Genomic DNA, 17857 nt, shown 5'->3' with positions numbered 1-17857 from the left:
TTAGAAACTCCCGGGACCAATTTTTTAAAGCGCCGCCGACAAACTGAGGTAGGCGGTATTCGTGGTGTAATCATAAGTATTGACATTGGAATCACGGTCAACCAGGTCATACCCGCAAGTGGCGGTCAACCAACGTTGTGCTTGCCAACTCACCGCAGCGCCAACATTGTAGTAGTCATCATCGCGATCCGGGCCAGCGTTGTTTTCAAGGTACTCATCGCGCTGCCAGCCAAGGTTTAGAGAGGTCGAAACCTTCGGAGTCAAGGCATAAGCCACGGAACCAGACACAGCATGAGTCAAACGGCCCGAAGTGCCAACAATGTCTGTTTCATTCAACTTGCGCAGACCACGCAGAGTCAGATCCGTTTTGGGGGAGAATCGGTAGCCGAGCTGCAACTCCACCTGAAGTTCATCTTCATCAGGAGTTTGACTATCGTAATCTTTTTTATTGTAACCTATCTTCGCCATGCCGCGGGTTTTCTCAGTCACAGACCAGGCGAGACCTGCGTAGGCCTGGTTTTCTTCACTATCGTTACTGTTGAACGACTTATAGTCGATATCAACATGCACGTATTCGACAAAGATATCGAGCTTTTCGGTTAGCGCGAAAGCAACCTTGCCGCCAAAAGTCGTGTCTTCACGTTCACGGGCCGCATTAACCTTATCATTGTAGTCGAGGTCGTAGTAACTACCAGACACGCCCAGGCTTAAGCGATGGGTCAACTGGTAACCAACACTGAGGTTGGTCAGGTTGCCGGTATACTTATCCTCTTGGTCACGCGCACCACCTCCGGTCGAAAAGTCTTCACGGTTCTCATCAAACACGTGCTGCAGTTCGATCCTGGTTTTGGGGCCGGGGTAAAAACCAAGCTTGCCTTCTGCATTGTGAGTGGTTTCATCTTCGTCGGAAAAGTCCTTATATCTTTCTATGTTGGCCGAATAGGCTGCGTAGACCTGAAAAAGACCGTACTCTGCTGTATCGTCAAGCAAACTGTAAGCCAGACCTCCGGGAGCCCTGGTCACCACTGGCACGCTCGCCGGACGATCGAAACGGGCCGGGAAGGCGAGCCATAGTCCAGGCGACACAACCGTAACAAAATCTTCTTCTTCATCGGTCGAGGTTTCGAAAAGGTTGTCCGTCCAGTAACCGGTGAGACTTAAGCTCGGGTGCCAGTTACCACGTTGCGAACCGAAGATATCGTCAGCATATAGAGCTTTTGGATTCTCCGTTTCCCGGCCTTTATTATCAACATCAATCAGAACCGATTCCCCGTAGGTTCTCACAGCTTCAGCATCGCTTGCCGACAACCAAATCGAACAGGAAAGGAACAGTATTACAACGACATATTTCATTGACTTCATTATCTTACCCCCATTAGTACTCATCATCACGGCCCATCGAAAAAGAACCGCTCATTAAAGATGCAGCCTCCCGGAAAGCGAGAGGCTGCAAAGATCAAATGTAGAGAAAACCACGGATTAAAGAGAAGCAGGGCTAGCAGGTTCACCACTACCGTAACCGCCCAGGGCACCTAAGGATCCGTCAACCCTCGCTTCTCCAACCGAAACCTGTTGGCTTGAAGAAATTGAGATCTCACCGACAACCAACATATCATAGCCTGCATCAATTGCTGCCCTAACAAGTACGTCAACAGAACCAGACATCCCAGAAAGCAAAATTTCAAGAACCCGTTCCTGAGAATAGCCCTTGTTCTTCGCAACAGAGAGGACACCACAGAGGCTGGAGTCGGCATCAAGGGCTCGTCCGAGCATTTCTTCTAGAGTCAGCCCAGGTTCTTCAAAAATAGCCACCACCTCATCACTAACATCCAGAGCGCAGTTCGTTACAATCTGCTCGTCAAGCAGATTTTCAGCATCGTCTTCGACCGCAAAAACCGGTAAACTCGGCAAAATCAAGCAGATCATTATCAAAAAAGTACGCAACATGAGCTTCTCCTTCGTTTTCATTAGCACAACAAATAACGGATATTAGTTTATCAGAATCTTATTGCCCACTGCCAAAGAGGACAGCAGGCACAGTCCTAAAGAGCAGCCTTGCATCAAGACCGATGGACCAATGGTCGATGTATTCGAGGTCTAGCTCCATCCACCTGTCAAAGGTGATATTATTGCGGCCACTCACCTGCCAAATACAAGTTAAACCCGGCCGCATCGAAAGACGTCGACGCTGCCACGGTTGGTAATCCTTGACCTCCGCAGGGATCGGCGGGCGTGGTCCCACCAGACTCATTTCTCCACGCAGGATATTGATGAGCTGTGGCAATTCATCGAGACTGGTTCTACGCAAAAACCGGCCTACCATTGTGATGCGAGGATCAGCCTTTATCTTGAAGACCGGTCCGTCTACTTCGTTCTGATCGGCCAGAGCAGCTTTCAACTCTTCTGCATTTTCAACCATAGTGCGGAATTTGAGTAGAGTGAAGAGGCGACCATTCAGACCGCTGCGCTCCTGGCGAAAGAAGACAGGCCCCTTGCTGCTAAACTTGATGACCAGGGCCAGAGCAACAAAGAGAGGGGCCAGAAACATCAGGCCACAGGCCGCCGCCACTCGATCAAACAGGTACTTGAGAAACAACTCGAATTCGTTTCTCGGCACGGAAGAAAGAGCCAGAGTTGGCATACCGGCGAATTTTTCCACGGTTATCGAAGCAATCTCAGGCTGAAACATCAGTTTCTGCAATTGCCAGTCCGGCATAACGCGCACATTGACCCCAACTTTCTCGGCAAATCCGATCCGTTCACGGGCATCAGAGATCAACTTCAACGGCATGGCGAACACCACCTCATCGATCGCCCGGTCAAGAATCATTGATTCGTAGTCATCCATGGTACCGAGTACGGTCACCCCGGGAACGACCGTCTTGCCAACCCGCTCAGGATCAGGATCCAGGCATCCGACCAGTTCCAATCGACGTTCACTGTCAGAGGCCATAAGATTGAGCAGGTCACGGGCCCGCTCAAGGCTGCCAATCACCAGGACATGCCGATGGCCCATACTGCCGCGACTTCTCCAGAGGCCCAATTTAGCAATAACCATCCGGCTCACCAGGAGAAGCAGCAAATCAAAAATCATGAAAAAAGCAAAAAACAAGCGGCTGACCTGGTCGTATTTAAACACATAAAACAAAAAAACTGCCAATGCCGAACCGGCAATAACAGCTTTAAAAATACTACGGAATTGTGTATCGATATCGACGCGGCGCTCGATTTTGTGCAGATTAAAGAAATCGTAGCTGACAGCACAGCAGATAAGAGTCGTCAACAGAACCAGCAGGTAGTTAACGTTGCCAACAAGCCCGGAAAAAACGCCCAGCCAAGACTGCTTTAACTCATAGGCGAGGCCAAATGCAACGCAAGTAAGCAGCAGGTCGAGAACCTTCAGACCTTTTTGTTTTAATAAGGACCCCTCTTCACGTAGCATTGTACCCCCCGGTTTATGCTTGACTTGACGACTGCCGTCAAGTTGTTAACGATTGCTTTCCACCAACCAATACCCGCCAACGGCAAACAAACTTTTCTTAATTGCCAGCAGATATCGACAACTCCCCTTGAATGCAAAAAGACCCCCCTCAGATATTTCCGAAGAAGGGCCGTCATAACTGCACAAGGGAATTGCAAAAGCAAATCCCCCTGAAACCGGAATGCGATCTTCTCTTCGGTAGTTGGGCGGTCACGTCATTGTGACCCCTGACTTTGCGTATCCGGATTGCTCCGGAGTTGCTCTTGTCGGAGAAGGCAAGAAAAGTTTTGACAAATTACAGTAGTCAGGAAGGATTAACAAGACTTTTTTTATTATAAACCAATTAATTAGCAGGCAGCGCAGCTATGCTGTATACCTGTCCTAAACGTGTCAGACTTTGGAAGGGAACACATTTGATGAAGGTGGGCCTTGACAATCCACCACACATGAAAGCTTTCAAACCAGACTCTCTTCACGTAAGGCTTTTACTGCCTCGGCGACCTCGGTATACTCGAGCAGCCAGCATTCACGTTTTTCAGCAAGGGTCAGCAAGGCGGCAACATCTGTTTCAGTCAGGGCGCGTTGCGATGAGCCTGTGCAAGCAAGCAGTTCAAGCGCGTGAAGAGGCTCTAAACGACGCAAACGTGTTTCTGTATTCTCTTTGTAGCAAGGAAAGATCAAACGGGACACCTTTGCCGGAGCAGCATTCGATGCGGCCAGCGGTGCGGTGCGGTCTCCCAGAAAGCGGACCTGCTGGCCATCAGCACGACGGTGGGCAGGAACCTCCCCCAGTTCAGGGTACCAGGCTGCCAGCGAGCTCAAAGAGCGACTCTTAATGCCAATCGGCAAGGGAAATGGATCGACCTTTAGCAAGACAGGGTCGAGAGGAGCCAATTCATCTGAGTAAACCTGCCAGCCATGCGCCGCCAAGGCCAAAGTCAGGGTCGATTTGCCACTGCCCGCCTCCGCTGGCAACAATAGCGCCTGGCCGTCGCGTACCAATACAGCGGCATGCAGCAACAGGCGATGTTCTTGCGCAGCACAAAGCAACCCAAAAAGCACGGCCTGCAAGCTGGGAAGCACCTGGTCGGCCGAAAGCTGCTCCGACCATAACTCCCCATCACCGCAGATCGTCCACTCGTTATCGACCTCCATCAGGTCAAAGCGCCAATGGAGTTCATCAAACGCTGCAGACAAATGGGTAAAAGGAGAGAGCCATGTTTCACCCAGTTCAGAGTCGGAACAGGTCACCTGCCAGGAGAGCCCCCCCAACTGAAAGCTCCGAACTGCAGTGGAGCTGGACTTAACAATAGGCAAAGGATAGGTAGAGCGATTTAAAGGGTCAACCACATCTAGAGGGAGATTTTCTTGAGTTTCCTCAACCACTTCTCGCAGCAACCCGGCCCGTACAAAATGATCCAGGCCCAGCTTTACATCAGCATGGGCCTGTTCAGAAGTAATTCGGAAATGAGCTGCGTAGGCCCCAACGAGCTCGTAAGTGTCGCCGAGCTCCTCCAGCAAGCACCAGAGAACTGCCGAACTGGAGTTCAGAACCCAGAGCCGATGGCCGCCTGTCCTGTGTAAAGCGGCACCGCCAGCAAAGGGATGAAAAGCTATTCCACCGGAATCAAAAGACATAACTACAGCGACATTGAGAGAAGAACTTTATTCACACACACCGGGACGCAGTGCACTCCAGACGGGATCTTGACAATTGGGATTATTAGTACCAGCGGAGGAAGCGGCAGCGCTGGCCTTTTGGACCAGCAATGTCGTGATCAACGGTGTGGCATAAGCGGCATAAACGCTCTTACGTAGAAAATCGCGGCGGGAGGCATCGACGAGCTGATTGTCTTCACTATCTGTATTTTTCTGAATCGCCTTCATCTTACCCTCTATTCGAGATAAAACTATTATGAAACGACAACATAGACGTTTTGTAAGATAGCACTCATATTCAAGTGAATGCAAATCATTTATAGACGAAGTTTTTTCCGGGCGCTGCTTCGCAGCCCGCGCGTCAACAAACAACCAAACCTTTCCGGCAACCGCCACCAGCCCGGAGCATAACAGACGTTGTGCCAGGCATAGCCTGGCAGCCGGGCGAGGTAATGCCGCCGCAAGCGCTTGGCGTCGTCTTCATAGGGAGAGACAACCTCTCTCGCTCCGCCGGCAACCAGCAGCGTGAGCAGGTTGGCATTTTTGGAAAGAGGTGGCCAATTTGCAGGAAACGGGACGTCCATAAGTTCGTGCAGCAGCAGAGCGTAACCGTTTAGTTCGGCTCGCAGCCGATGCTTTCCACCAGCATCTTCCCAACCGCTCCAGTCCAGCTCATGCCCGACCTCAAGAAGGGCAGCCGCTTCAGCAAGATTGCAAAGCAGTACTTGCCCCTTTATAAATTCTCCATAGGGGAGCAACGCATGCAAAGCATTGTGCAGCAATCGCCAACCAGGGCTCGGCAGAAACACCTCATCACCGAAACCCGGGGCCGGAACCTTTTCGGCCCAGGCCCGATCTACCGGCAAGGCCCTCCCCCCCTGCCGAGACATCATCCGGTGGTGAACCTCCACCACAATACCACTGCCTGGTCGATACAACGGTTCCAGATGGTAATCGACGTCGGTCGGTAGACGGTAGACAACCTTCTCTTCTTCCGGCGGGCAGAGCGCATAGCCTTGGCCCAACAACAGTTGCTGCGCCTCGTCTGCCCGATCAGGGGGAACCAACAGGTCGAGATCCCCCATCAGCCGAGCCCCCGGATCGCCATAGAGATCGTCGGCTAATACCGCCGCTCCCTTCAACAACACAACCTCAATTCCCACTTTTGCAAACCAGCCGACAATCTCCGCCAGTTCACTTTTCAGTGTACTGTTACGCTCAACATTGGCGGCATGCAACTGGGCAAGATACTCAACCAGCCCTGTTGGCAACTCGCCGAGCAGGCCTTTCTCCCACAGGCGGACATACCAGAGCGGTGTGCATTTGTGCAGGTTGGCAAGCTGTAGTAGCAGCGTCCAATCGACATCACCAGCCTCCTCGGGACCGACCATCGGCGAAAGATGTCTTGCAAGTTGTGTGTAGGGATGCATGAATTTATTTTAGCCTAATATCCAAATAAATGCTTTCGGCCTTAAGCTTGTTGGCGACCTCTACTCCACCCTATCATCCACCAGCCTCAACTCAGCAATAACCGGTAAATGATCGGACCCACCAGCATTCTCACCAACCTTGCTACTGATTGCCTCAAAATGCTGACTGTAAAAAATATGATCTATCCGCAAAAAAGGAAACAGACTCCCCATCCTCCGGGCCGGAGTCGGGAAGGTAAAGCCAAAACCAAACCCGGCCTCCGCATGGGTATTTTTGAGATGAGCAGCCATCATCCGGTAGGTCTCACTCATCTCAGTCGCGTTAAAATCACCCGCCACAATCATCGGATCGGAGGTCTTGCCAACAGCCTCAGTCAAGGCTTTGATCTGCCCGTATTGTGCATCGTAACTTCTGATCGCCTTCCAGGTGTGCACATTCCAGAGAGACACAGCGCCCTGTGGCAGCGTGAGAGTAAAACGGGAAAAGGGCCTGGCTTCTTCTTCCAACTCAATGGGATATCGGCTGACGATAAAACCGATATTATTGGTCGTCACGAAGTAGAGTTTCTTGTGCACAGAAAGTGCTGTTAGCTTGTCTTCGAGTGCTCCCTGCCCGACCTCCTGAAAATACGCCAGGTCAGGCTGATACTCGGCAAAAACTCTGGCCATCGCATCATAGTCATGATTACGGCCCATCACGCTGTAGGTCATCACCTTGAGGGTTGGTCCTGGTCCCGGATCAACACTCCTAGGTATGAACTGTGATATGTAAGGGTAAGCGAGCAGCAGGAACAAACAGGAAAGCGTTGCTGCTAGTTTGAATTTTTGTAAGAACCAGGCACTGAGAGCGGCCAAAATTGCGGCAATTGTCACCCAGGGAGTGATATAAGTGAGCAGGCGAACGGGAAGGAAATGATCACCACGAGTGAGATGTAGGATGTACCAAGAGAACAGGATTCCAGCAACACACCACAGGAGAAGAGAGTAGAAACCGGCAATTCGATTCTTCATCTTATAGCGGCAACTTGGAATGGTTTTTTCTTGCGGCTAAATTTGCAACACTTTCGACTTTTGAGAAAAGAGCATCAGCAAGAACGTCAGTAACGATCCTGTTTCCTTCAACAGTCCAGTGGCCATGCCCTTGTTCAAAATACAGTTTCTTTTCCGGGGAGGATTCCTGCATTAACTTATCCAGGGGGGAAACGAGATTTACATTATGCAATTCTTCAAGTTCCAGGGCACTCAATGCCGATTTGTATGCGACACGGCTTTGGCGTATCGGCACATCCAGTAAAACAAACTCGGCACCAACACTCTCCGCTTCACGCTGCACTGCCTTGATCAAAGTTTCATCCAGGACATCTGCAACGGCGGGTGAGCTATCTGCTGCTTCGGTTTCTTTAGCTGGCGACCGGTTTAAAGCCAGCAAAAGACCCTTAACAGCAGTAGCAGCTTTTTCGCGCACCGAGCTGTACAGGTGACTGTTGCCGACAAGCCATGGATAACCAGGAATGCGCATTAATGCATCACGTTTCGAGATTCCAGGCAGGTAGGCAGGGCTAACTGTTTCGAGTTGATCATCATTCAACCGGAACAGGTTTGACCGAATGTTGTCGGAAGGGTCGGTTGCATGCCATTCCATAATGACCAGGTCAGGATCGTATCGCAGCCCACGTTCTTTCAATGCAATCAGGTTCTCTGAAGTACCGAAGCCGGACACGGCCAGATTGATGACCTCGGCGTTGACGCCCCTGCCCCGCAGTTTTTCGTCCAACAGCCAGGCCAGACTATTCTCAAGCTCAACCTCATAACCCATAAAGAAGGAATCGCCGAGCAGAACAATTCGATAAGTATCTTCAGGTTTTTCCAGGCTGAATTCCCGGTCGGCTCTTATCCCTTGTGCGTTAATGCGGATTTCCACATCAACTTCTGGAGTCTTATGATGATAAGTAACATTCGGGATATTCGCCCGGACACCATCTGCAGAGCCGGTTACATAGCGTGGCATCAGGGGCTGCGGCGCCATAATGCGCAGGAAGGTTTCACCGAAGATGATTGTGTAAATCATCAGTCCAGATAATTTCAAAAGTTTCTTCATCATATCAGCACCTTAAAAATCAAAATATATGAAGGCAACCGTGGCGTGGGGTTGCAGAAGAATAATACTGTAAAGCACAAACAAGGCCACATTCAGACGAACAAAGCTGGGCAAGTCAAAGAAGATTTCCAGATTTTTGCGATAGACCTGGATCGCCTGCATCGCCAAAAGCGGCCAGACGTAGTAGAGAATTTTCAACAAGCCATCGAAAGGGATCCCACCTTTAAACAGCAACAGGTTTGTTGTGTATGAGGTCAGAACATCCATCGTATTCGCGCGGAAGATCAGCCAACCATAGATCGTAAAGAGGAACATGATGCTGATCGCTGCCACATTAATGAGATTCCGTGTTAAAACATTTGGTATCCCCTTGAGAGTTGCAAGCATCTCATCAATTTTCAATAGGCGATAAACAACCAGGATTGCACCCTGATAAGCACCCCAGATCACAAAGGTCCAGCTGGCACCATGCCACAAGCCTCCCAGCAACATGGTCAGAGATAGATTTCGGTAGATGTAAAATGATCCACCCTTATTGCCACCAAGAGGGATATACAGGTAATCCCGAAGCCAAGAGGAAAGGCTGATATGCCAACGCTGCCAGAATTCGGAGGGAGTTCGTGCAATGTATGGGATATTGAAGTTCAGCATCAGGTCAAAGCCAATGATTCTTGCTAGACCTCGCGCCATATCACTGTAGCCGGAGAAATCGCAGAAGATTTGGAAGGTAAAGGCAAGCAGGCCAACTAGGAGATCCATTGAGCCCAAATCACCAGGGTTAGAAAAAGCCTTGTCTGCTATCAGAGAGAGGTTGTCCGCAATAAAGACTTTCTTGAACAAACCCCAGACGAAAAGAGTCGCTCCGGAGTTGATTCTTTCTGCGGTAAAAACACGTAACTTTTCAAACTGGGGCAAGAGGTTCGAAGCACGCTCAACCGGGCCGGCCACCAGTTGGGGGAAGAACGCGACAAATGCCGCAAGGTCAAGAAAGCTATTGGTCGGTTTGATCTTGCCGCGATAGATATCAATCGAATAGCTTAGTGTCTGGAAAGTGTAGAATGAGATGCCAACGGGCAGAATGATATTGAGCGTTACGTAATTCAGCTCATAACCGAAATTGCCTGCAGCAGACTGAAGGGAATTGGCAAAGAAGTTGAGGTATTTGAAGACAGCCAGTACGCCAAGGTTGACGATAACACTGAACGCAACAAAGAACTTTTTACGAGCAGTTACGTCCAATTGTTTTGCCACGAAAGCGACAACCCAGAAGAGTAGGCAGAGAGCGATAATACACAGGTAGTAATCGACAGATTGCTTGTAGGTATAAGCCAGAGAGATAGCACTACCGACGAGTAGATACCCTGATGCCTTAAAAAGGTTTTTCCGAGTAAGGAGTTGCCCCGATGCACCGATTCCAGCCAAAAAATCGGTTGCTGTGGACGCGATGATCAAAGTCAGGAAACGCTCATCCCAGGCACCGTAGAAGATGTAGCTACCGAGCAGAATGATAACATTTTGTAACCTCAGCTGCTTTCGGGTTAAGAAGTAAGCGCCGAGAAACAGTGTAAAAAAGACAAAAAAGATAGGTGTTTGGAACAACATTGACTTATTTCTCCCCCATGACAGCCAATATTTCCTTCGAAAGAAGTTCGTAAGCTACAGGTGAATATTGCAGCGTGTCAAGTCGAACAGTGTCAAGCCAGCCTTCCCCATAAGACTGAAACACCTTCATCGTATCGATGACATTAACCCTTTCACCAGCGACCGCAAAATAGTCTCGTTTACTGTATCAACATCCTCGTCTATACCAAGGCCCCAAACAAATTGTCTTCTCTGATCAGGAGTTATAGAGGGGACTAATCATCGGAATGAAACTTGAACACGGGATGTTTTTAACTGCTTAACTATCTCAGATAAACTGGCAATAACGTGCCGAACATTCCGTTGTCGGCTTTCTTCATTATCCATCATTGAACCAGCGATAATGTCATTGATGCCTGCGGAAATAACAACCCTTTTGGGCTTCATTTTTAGCACATCATTTTCCAAGCGCCACAGCATACTGGGTGTCACATCTCCATTGATTCCAACATTGACGACCTTACCAATTGAGTTAAAGAAACCAACTTGCCATTTGGCTATACGAGAGTCTCCGAAAAGCAACAAGTCATTCGGTACTACGCTTTTTTCAGCATGCACTTATACGGAGGATTTAATCTCTGAATTCTGTACGTTTTATAGTTCTCAACAATCGCAAAGACTACAGCTATTGAAACTAGGCAAAAAAAGCCTAGAAAGTAAAAAATGTTTTTCGACATAATCTACTGATTCACAAAATCACTCAAAACAGATATGAGCCGGTCAGAAGCTATTGTTTTTTTAGATTCTAGCCCCACACCCACCTTCAACATCACATCACTGAGTATTTTATCTAGCTCGCTTTCATTTATCGCAACATACACATTTTTCAAACCTTTAAAATTCTCAGCAGTTGCTAATTGATGTTCATTTCTATGTTCACCTAATGATGCCTTTCTTGGCATCAAAATAACTGGAAGACCATATTCAATTGCTGTTAAGATGCTGCCGGTACCAGCATGTGCAACAAGTATCTTTGTCTCAAGCATTATCTTCCGATATTTGTCAGGGGTAAGAAACTTTGTCGCAGGAAAATTATTTGGTTGATATTTACCGTCACTTATTTGTGCATAGACTTTTTGCTCAGGATTTTTACCTGACCATTCGTCAACGGCGCGGATAAGTCTATCGAATGGCAATTGAGTACCCACAGTAACAAAGATCAAAGGACTGCCCCCTCAAAAAAAGGGCCCTCAGCACGAGACAAATGTTCCCATTGCGTCAACCACAAATCAGCATAAACCCCAACTTTAGAGCCTGACAACGATAGTTTCTCCGCATTCGCAATACTGTCTACCCAAATTGTTTTAAGACCGAGCTTCTTTCCAAAGAACAAGGCAAAAAACCCTGGAGCGGCACCTGTCGAGATAATAACATCCGGGCGAGTTCTGAGAATCACATACAACACCTTCATAGCCATATGAACTAGACGGAACTTGTTCCACATAGAAGCATCAGGCACGGTGAAGAAAGCTCCTTCAACTTGGCCTTTGTAGCCCGAGTCAGTAGTTACGAAAATCTTCTCAAACCCGTCAAAGGCAGATAAGAGACACATCATCTCTAGCCAATGACCTCCAGAAGAGGAAACCAACATAATTCTTTTTGCATTATTCATCCCCAGAAAATCCAATCATTAGATTCGGCTTGACTCATCACGTAACCATACTGAAAAATCATTTTTCTTTAGTTGTTTGTTTGCTAGGAATCTCGCCACAAGATTTCCAAACAAATAGACTAAGGCATTCAACCAATTTGAAGGACTAATCAAAAGCGACCTAATCGCAGCAGAGTAATCCTTTGTCTCGTTCCCTATGAGTTCAGGAAACTTCATCGCCAACTCGTAACGGCCTAGTCGAACCCTAGCATTAACCATTACAAGGCTACGAAAATCATGTGGCGCCTTAACTTCAACAGATGACCTGTCAACATTAAGTCTCTCGTCAGCTTTAAAAAGCGCCCGAATATAGCCATCATCAGCAATCAAGTCAGGAAAATCACTAAACTTACCTCTTCCCTCTTGCGTAAGGACATACACTCCAGTGCCAACCATACCTTCAACAACATAAGGTAACTGCAGCCACACCTTGTAATAAGAACGCACTAACCAACTAGAGCTTTCCATATTCGTCTCTGCAATCGGTGAACCTACTAGTGCATTTGATTTTTGCAATTCATAAGCAACGGCAAGAACATCGTCTTTGGACATTAAGACATCAGCGTCAAGATAAAACCTTGGGAAACCTTTCGCGGCAGCATCTCCAAGGTTTAAAGCGTGAGACTTTGAAGCCTTTTCTGTCACAATACACTTGATCATAGGCATGTAAGACTTAACAATTTCAACCGTCAAGTCTGTGCATCCGTTACACACCACTATGATCTCAATTTCAGCAGATGTTTCCCTTGAAACGAGTAAATCAAGGCTTGGTCCAATTACGCGACCTTCATTATAAGCAGGTATTATTACTGATATCATTGGTAGCCATTCTTCCATTCATCGCGGCGTTGCCATATTTCCTTCCAACAAGCCACTGACGCAGCATTGTTTTTGCTGAGCCACGACATAATAGAACAAAGACAATATCTCAATAGAGTTCCATACATATACATAAACACTCCAAAAGGAACCCACCCGCCAAGCCAATGCCTTTGAATAAGCGAAATTTTTCCCTTAAAAAGCCGCACCATCATGTCAGCTCTCACTTTTTCAGAAGCCCCGCCATAGTGAACAATTGTAGCCCTTGGACATATGATAGGCTGCACCCCAATATTTTTGGCTCTCATGCAAAGGTCTGCTTCTTCACCATACATAAAAAATTTCGGGTCAAACCCTCCCAAGCCATCCCACATTGACTTCCTAATAAGCAGAAAACAACCCGAAACAATATCTACATTTCTAACAGTATCTCTTTGCCAATTTCCATAAGCCTCGGGATTGAAAAGAGCTGAATCACGAAAGACCGAAGTGAGCCCCACCCCATAGCAAAAAAAACTCCAAGGTGTTGGTCTACCCCAACAAGAGGATTTTTCTATTTCGCGTTTTCCGTTAAGGGTGCGTCCTCCATAGATACTTTCACCTCCATTAGACTCGGCGAATGTAACAAGCTTTTCTATAGCACCATCAAGAATTACTGTGTCAGGGTTTAATAATAATAAATATTTTCCCGTTGCATATTTTGAAGCTAAATTATTTGCGCGTGCAAACCCAAGATTTTCTTTAGACTCCACAAGATGCACAGTAGAATAATTTTTCTTAATGGCCGCGAATGATCCATCGTTTGAGTTATTGTCTACAACAATAATTTCAAATTTCACTGATCGAGTCTGATCAAACACGGAGTTCAAACATTCCAGAGTCATTTCTCTGGTATTGTAGTTTACTATTACAATACTTACTTCAAGCAAAACATAACCCCAAAAAACAGTTGTTTAAACCGTACCTACCCAAGAGCGGTTCTTCTCATAGCCAAGGTCTAGCAATAAAGGCCCTGCCAGTTCATCAAAAACTTCAGCAGATTCTCGATTAAAGTGGTTTTTCCAATCACCAACAATTCCCTTGCGTACAAAAGAATTCCGATCCTCTTCACCTCTTGCCCTTTTGGTCTTGGCTTGAAAACTGTTGCGAGTAATAGCCTCGTCAAGTGCACTTTGGTCAACTTGGTTCTCAGAAAAACTAGCAAGACACCTTAAAAGAGTAGAGGCTGGATCATTGTGCATTTCCTCATAAGAGAGAAGAACTACTTTATCCCCATCTCCTGCTCTCCATGCATTCACATGATCTCTCCAATTAAGCCTTGCCATCCGAGGGTATTGAAACTCACTTTGAATAAAGATTGGCAAGTTTGAAACAATGTCATCAGGATCAAAACCGACACCATACAACTGTTTGTACCGTTTTTCCATCGCACGGTTAAAGGGCTTATCATATTCAGTTTTAATTGCCCGCATTCTATGAAAATAAAGTGATACCATAACATCCCGCCCATCCCTATAGAGGTAAAAGCAACGTTTAAGTTTTCGATTAAACCCCCAATGGTTATGAATCACACTAGACATACCTATCGGAAAGATTGTCGCATGGCCTATAAAAGGCAAACGCAAATAATCACTTAGAATTTGTCCGAGCCATGTTCCACCACTCTTAGGGTATTCGCAGACATACCAAAAAGGGAATTTCTCTCCCCAAAGTGATCCTATCAATTTAGTAGTTTTATTCGAAACACGCTGTAGATTTTCTTCAATAAATGCTGACATAATTCCCAACGATAAACGGTTAAAAGAAACAAGAACAAGCTTTTATATTACAAGAGTTGTTTACTGGCATTTTAAATGTTTATCGTTTGTTGAAGTGAGGCTGCCAATAGAAGCCAACAGCAAATACCAAACAACAAATATTTGGCCAAAATATGAAACAGCTATAAAAACTGTACAATGAGCAAAGAGAGCAACCCCCATCGCCCACATAAAAATAGTATTTTTATTGTCACCCTCATATTTCACAAGCAAACGACCGACACCCTGAAATGCCAGAACAAGAATTGCAATAAATAGAACGAGGGTGGCAAAACCACCTCGAACAGCTTCATTTACATACATATTTGCCGTATCAAACATATCCCAACCCCAATGCCCAGTCGAAAGAGTTCCGAACAGCCACCACTCCTTGAAGCGGTAAATAGTTTGCTCAATCAAGTACGACCGATGCCAACCGGTAGAACCACCGACAAGGTCAATTCGTGAAATAAGGTGCCAAACAGGAGCCTCCATAACAAAATGTAGCAACACCAATACAGACAAAACACACCATCGAAAGGCAGGCAAATGCCTCCTAAAAGTAAAAAAACTAAATCCTACAATAACTGCACCAACCCCTGCAATCGGAGTACTTGACGCACAAGCAATGACGATAACAAGTGAAGCAGTACATCCGGAGAGAACGAGCCATGGTTTTACCCCTTGCCACCAAAGGGCAATAAACAATGGAAGTTGAGTCACCCAGAAGCAGCCCGCGATAATTGGGTGAGCAAATGCACCCTGTGCACGAAGTTTTTCATAACGTATTGCAGTATACTCAGGAACACCACCAAAAACTGAAAAGACATTTCTACCAGTTAACTTTTCAAAGAAAAGAAAAATACTTACAGGGATACTCAGGTAAACGAGGGCCGTCAATAAATGCTTCAGGTCGTCAATGTCTCGGACCAAACATCGGAACAAAAAATATGCTCCCATGCTGTCAAACAAAGAGCCCATTTTATAAATAAATGCTCCAGTTGAACCTCTTAGGGCAACATATGCAACTAAACCGCTGAGGCCCCAAGCAAGGACCGTTTTGTCGAGAAGACACCATGAAAAGAACTTAGCCTCACCAAAAAAAACCACCCTAACCAAACCAATAAGTATCAGCACACGGATCAGGTTGAAATCTAAGCTAAAAACAACAATCCTTTGTCCCGGCGCAACAAAGCAAGCCATAATCAAAATAGGTATAATGGCTGATCTGCGCTTCAAAAAAAGCATTGCTACACCGAGCACTATGAGTAGCGACAATCCTAATTCATGAATGGTCGTTTGCCCATGAAAGTCTTTAACAAAAAGGCTCTCGTCTCTCATGAATTACCTTTCGGCCCGTCGAGTGGTTGGTGACGCTTTAACAGGTCTTTGGTAAAAACCCTTTTGATGGTACTCAAGATAGACTTTGCTTTTTCTACTAAATCCAATTCAGACAACCAGAATGGAAACAAAGGAACATTTATATAAATTGGACAAGGGGCGCCCATAAGCTTCAACGAAATAAGTCTGCCCCACAAAGATCCTCTTGCATTTAAAAGGTTTGGCTGAGAAGCAGGCAGGATGGAATAGGCCACTTTTTCTGCATTTAGATACCCTTCAGCTATCGCCTTTTGAATAATGTCAGCCCCCTTCTGACTCCGTGCCAACACTAAAGAGATGCCCTCTTCACCTTGTCTTATCTCCCGATACCAAGGGTCACCCACAGCAATATCTGCAAACTCTCCAGTATGATCTGGACAAATATAACAACGCCATTGCCTGTGTTTCTGCAACAGGTCGCCCCATGCCTCTTCATAAGTCAACTCAGAGAGTTTTACCGTTTGTCCATCGTCATACTCAACAGAAGCCCGACCAGGCCAACCGTGGCCACGATATTTTAAAGATCTTATTGTTGCGGGGTTTTTCACGCCCATTTTACTGAGCATCTGTAAGGTACCTTCTGTAGAAGGAGTTCCTGCACAAAAGCAGGCGATCGTTAGCCCTAATTTTTCTTCCAATTCTGGCTTTAGCTTTGCAGCATTATTGGCCCCAAGAACGTCACATGGCTTTCCTATGAAAACGCAAGGACTTTTGGCATTTTCGATCAAACCCAAGTCTTCACATGGGCTTGCTGGAGAGTATCTGGACCCAACTGCGGCAAGAATTTCTTCGCGTGAACGGCTTAGAACATTTCTATTCAAATATGGCTTTTCAGAATCAGATGTTACTTGCAAAGCCCCAGACATTCCCTCCCGTTCAAGGCAGTAGAGTGCCAGAGCACTAATAGCTCCACCACTTGACCCTTTGAAACGAATTTCCGGGTCAGTCGAAGAGACTTCCCAAATTTCTAAGATAGGCCCCCACCCTGCCTTTAGCTCCTCTATCAAATCAGCTTGATTCAATGAAGATTGTTCGTGGCAAACAGAAGTCCCTGGACAAATAGCCTCCAAGGTATCATCATTGCCCTCTAATCCTGGATTAACAACAGGTCGTTTACCAAATCTAGGCACATCCTGGATCTTATACTTAGATGGGTTTAAATACCCGCAAACACCGCAGCCACAACAAAGTTGGTATTCAGCGACGGCCTGAAAACTTTTTATCTTTCGCAAACTCATAGAGATCAGTTCTTAATAAGTAGAGGATGGTTAGATAGGCTAGAGGTCACATCTAGAAGCATTTGTTCAATATGTGGAGCAATCTCGTTAATCGATTTCTCCCACCATTTACTTTCCAAAATAGCTTTTTGCACATCTTCATCGAAACGATATTTCAGAATCTTGGCAGGATTTCCGACAACTATTGCAAAATCGGGAACATCCTTCGTTACCACGGCGCCTGCTCCAACAACGGCTCCTACGCCGATAGTACTACAACCAGGCAAGATAATGGCCCGATCCCCAATCCAGGCGTCAGCACCAATCGTAAGGGCACCTGATGCTATCGTGTCATCTTTGACAAATCCAAGATGACGATTGTAGAAAAAGGGATGTAAAGATAATCTTTCCATGGGGTGATTGCGAACATAAACAGAAACATCTTTCGCGATAGATACATAACGTCCGACGACTACACCGGATGGCCATGCCCCCGGGTTAAAACATTCCCCGTAACTGTAAAGATCAACCTCTACGCCATGATAATGTCTGAAAATGTCGCGCAAGGTTGCAGAATAAAAATCTCTGCCTTCAGCCCGCTTCACAAACTTGAGGACAAACTTTCTAAATCGTCTGAATTTATATAACTGGAAAAACACATTTGATAAATTTGAGCGTTTCATAT

General features: G+C 46.6%; 18 protein-coding genes and 1 riboswitch. All 18 genes read right to left on the bottom strand.

Annotated elements, in window-relative coordinates; genetic code table 11:
- Positions 1-24: 24 nt before the first annotated feature.
- The gene (locus P9J64_00800; protein ID MDG5466853.1) at positions 25-1362 is read right to left on the bottom strand and encodes an outer membrane beta-barrel protein; all 1338 of its coding nucleotides are present in this window, start codon (positions 1360-1362) and stop codon (positions 25-27) included.
- 117 nt (positions 1363-1479) lie between these two features.
- On the bottom strand, positions 1480-1947 hold the full coding sequence (locus P9J64_00795) for a hypothetical protein (GenBank protein MDG5466852.1): 468 nt from the start codon (positions 1945-1947) through the stop codon (positions 1480-1482).
- A gap of 58 nt (positions 1948-2005) precedes the next feature.
- Positions 2006-3442, bottom strand: coding sequence for a sugar transferase (locus P9J64_00790; protein MDG5466851.1), 1437 nt, complete (start codon positions 3440-3442; stop codon positions 2006-2008).
- A 233-nt stretch (positions 3443-3675) separates the two neighbouring features.
- Positions 3676-3753: riboswitch (cyclic di-GMP riboswitch) on the bottom strand.
- A gap of 184 nt (positions 3754-3937) precedes the next feature.
- Positions 3938-5119, bottom strand: a complete 1182-nt coding sequence (locus P9J64_00785; protein ID MDG5466850.1) for a hypothetical protein — start codon at positions 5117-5119, stop codon at positions 3938-3940.
- A gap of 27 nt (positions 5120-5146) precedes the next feature.
- Positions 5147-5368: a hypothetical protein gene (locus P9J64_00780; protein MDG5466849.1), complete on the bottom strand. Its 222-nt coding sequence runs from the start codon at positions 5366-5368 to the stop codon at positions 5147-5149.
- 89 nt (positions 5369-5457) lie between these two features.
- Positions 5458-6570, bottom strand: coding sequence for a nucleotidyltransferase family protein (locus tag P9J64_00775; protein MDG5466848.1), 1113 nt, complete (start codon positions 6568-6570; stop codon positions 5458-5460).
- 60 nt (positions 6571-6630) lie between these two features.
- Positions 6631-7581: an endonuclease/exonuclease/phosphatase family protein gene (locus tag P9J64_00770; GenBank protein MDG5466847.1), complete on the bottom strand. Its 951-nt coding sequence runs from the start codon at positions 7579-7581 to the stop codon at positions 6631-6633.
- Between the two features lies 1 nt (position 7582).
- Positions 7583-8671, bottom strand: coding sequence for a hypothetical protein (locus P9J64_00765; GenBank protein ID MDG5466846.1), 1089 nt, complete (start codon positions 8669-8671; stop codon positions 7583-7585).
- A gap of 9 nt (positions 8672-8680) precedes the next feature.
- On the bottom strand, positions 8681-10270 hold the full coding sequence (locus P9J64_00760; protein ID MDG5466845.1) for an MBOAT family O-acyltransferase: 1590 nt from the start codon (positions 10268-10270) through the stop codon (positions 8681-8683).
- 258 nt (positions 10271-10528) lie between these two features.
- Complete coding sequence (locus tag P9J64_00755) at positions 10529-10867, bottom strand: hypothetical protein (protein ID MDG5466844.1); 339 nt, start codon at positions 10865-10867, stop codon at positions 10529-10531.
- A gap of 122 nt (positions 10868-10989) precedes the next feature.
- A complete protein-coding gene (locus P9J64_00750; protein ID MDG5466843.1) occupies positions 10990-11472 on the bottom strand; it encodes a glycosyltransferase in 483 nt (160 codons plus the stop codon).
- Positions 11469-11921: a UDP-N-acetylglucosamine--LPS N-acetylglucosamine transferase gene (locus P9J64_00745; GenBank protein ID MDG5466842.1), complete on the bottom strand. Its 453-nt coding sequence runs from the start codon at positions 11919-11921 to the stop codon at positions 11469-11471. Before P9J64_00745 ends, P9J64_00750 begins: the two co-directional genes overlap by 4 nt.
- A gap of 18 nt (positions 11922-11939) precedes the next feature.
- The gene (locus P9J64_00740) at positions 11940-12797 is read right to left on the bottom strand and encodes a glycosyltransferase (GenBank protein ID MDG5466841.1); all 858 of its coding nucleotides are present in this window, start codon (positions 12795-12797) and stop codon (positions 11940-11942) included.
- Entirely contained in the window at positions 12776-13708 is a 933-nt protein-coding gene (locus P9J64_00735) for a glycosyltransferase family 2 protein (GenBank protein MDG5466840.1), read from the bottom strand. The genes P9J64_00740 and P9J64_00735 overlap by 22 nt, the downstream gene beginning before the upstream one ends.
- 24 nt (positions 13709-13732) lie before the next feature.
- Positions 13733-14557: a sulfotransferase domain-containing protein gene (locus P9J64_00730; protein MDG5466839.1), complete on the bottom strand. Its 825-nt coding sequence runs from the start codon at positions 14555-14557 to the stop codon at positions 13733-13735.
- 60 nt (positions 14558-14617) lie between these two features.
- Positions 14618-15916 carry a hypothetical protein gene (locus P9J64_00725; GenBank protein ID MDG5466838.1) on the bottom strand — a complete coding sequence of 433 codons (1299 nt, stop codon included), beginning with the start codon at positions 15914-15916 and terminating at the stop codon, positions 14618-14620.
- Positions 15913-17193, bottom strand: coding sequence for a Coenzyme F420 hydrogenase/dehydrogenase, beta subunit C-terminal domain (locus tag P9J64_00720; GenBank protein MDG5466837.1), 1281 nt, complete (start codon positions 17191-17193; stop codon positions 15913-15915). Before P9J64_00720 ends, P9J64_00725 begins: the two co-directional genes overlap by 4 nt.
- Positions 17194-17198: 5 nt before the next feature.
- Positions 17199-17855: a CatB-related O-acetyltransferase gene (locus tag P9J64_00715; GenBank protein MDG5466836.1), complete on the bottom strand. Its 657-nt coding sequence runs from the start codon at positions 17853-17855 to the stop codon at positions 17199-17201.
- Positions 17856-17857: the final 2 nt, after the last annotated feature.

It is taken from the genome of Deltaproteobacteria bacterium IMCC39524 (assembly GCA_029667085.1).
Lineage (GTDB): Bacteria > Desulfobacterota > Desulfuromonadia > Desulfuromonadales > BM103 > M0040.
This window is presented reverse-complemented; position numbering and strand designations above follow the sequence as displayed.

What these genes read in the sequence shown, in the direction of transcription:
- P9J64_00715 (MDG5466836.1), bottom strand. Translation starts at nt 17,855, where the DNA reads ATGAAACGCTCAAATTTATCAAATGTGTTTTTCCAGTTATATAAATTC.
- P9J64_00760 (MDG5466845.1), bottom strand. Translation starts at nt 10,270, where the DNA reads ATGTTGTTCCAAACACCTATCTTTTTTGTCTTTTTTACACTGTTTCTC.
- P9J64_00790 (MDG5466851.1), bottom strand. Translation starts at nt 3,442, where the DNA reads ATGCTACGTGAAGAGGGGTCCTTATTAAAACAAAAAGGTCTGAAGGTT.
- P9J64_00745 (MDG5466842.1), bottom strand. Translation starts at nt 11,921, where the DNA reads ATGAATAATGCAAAAAGAATTATGTTGGTTTCCTCTTCTGGAGGTCAT.
- P9J64_00770 (MDG5466847.1), bottom strand. Translation starts at nt 7,581, where the DNA reads ATGAAGAATCGAATTGCCGGTTTCTACTCTCTTCTCCTGTGGTGTGTT.
- P9J64_00765 (MDG5466846.1), bottom strand. Translation starts at nt 8,671, where the DNA reads ATGATGAAGAAACTTTTGAAATTATCTGGACTGATGATTTACACAATC.
- P9J64_00795 (MDG5466852.1), bottom strand. Translation starts at nt 1,947, where the DNA reads ATGTTGCGTACTTTTTTGATAATGATCTGCTTGATTTTGCCGAGTTTA.
- P9J64_00775 (MDG5466848.1), bottom strand. Translation starts at nt 6,570, where the DNA reads ATGCATCCCTACACACAACTTGCAAGACATCTTTCGCCGATGGTCGGT.
- P9J64_00720 (MDG5466837.1), bottom strand. Translation starts at nt 17,193, where the DNA reads ATGAGTTTGCGAAAGATAAAAAGTTTTCAGGCCGTCGCTGAATACCAA.
- P9J64_00740 (MDG5466841.1), bottom strand. Translation starts at nt 12,797, where the DNA reads ATGGAAGAATGGCTACCAATGATATCAGTAATAATACCTGCTTATAAT.
- P9J64_00725 (MDG5466838.1), bottom strand. Translation starts at nt 15,916, where the DNA reads ATGAGAGACGAGAGCCTTTTTGTTAAAGACTTTCATGGGCAAACGACC.
- P9J64_00730 (MDG5466839.1), bottom strand. Translation starts at nt 14,557, where the DNA reads ATGTCAGCATTTATTGAAGAAAATCTACAGCGTGTTTCGAATAAAACT.
- P9J64_00785 (MDG5466850.1), bottom strand. Translation starts at nt 5,119, where the DNA reads ATGTCTTTTGATTCCGGTGGAATAGCTTTTCATCCCTTTGCTGGCGGT.
- P9J64_00800 (MDG5466853.1), bottom strand. Translation starts at nt 1,362, where the DNA reads ATGAAGTCAATGAAATATGTCGTTGTAATACTGTTCCTTTCCTGTTCG.
- P9J64_00780 (MDG5466849.1), bottom strand. Translation starts at nt 5,368, where the DNA reads ATGAAGGCGATTCAGAAAAATACAGATAGTGAAGACAATCAGCTCGTC.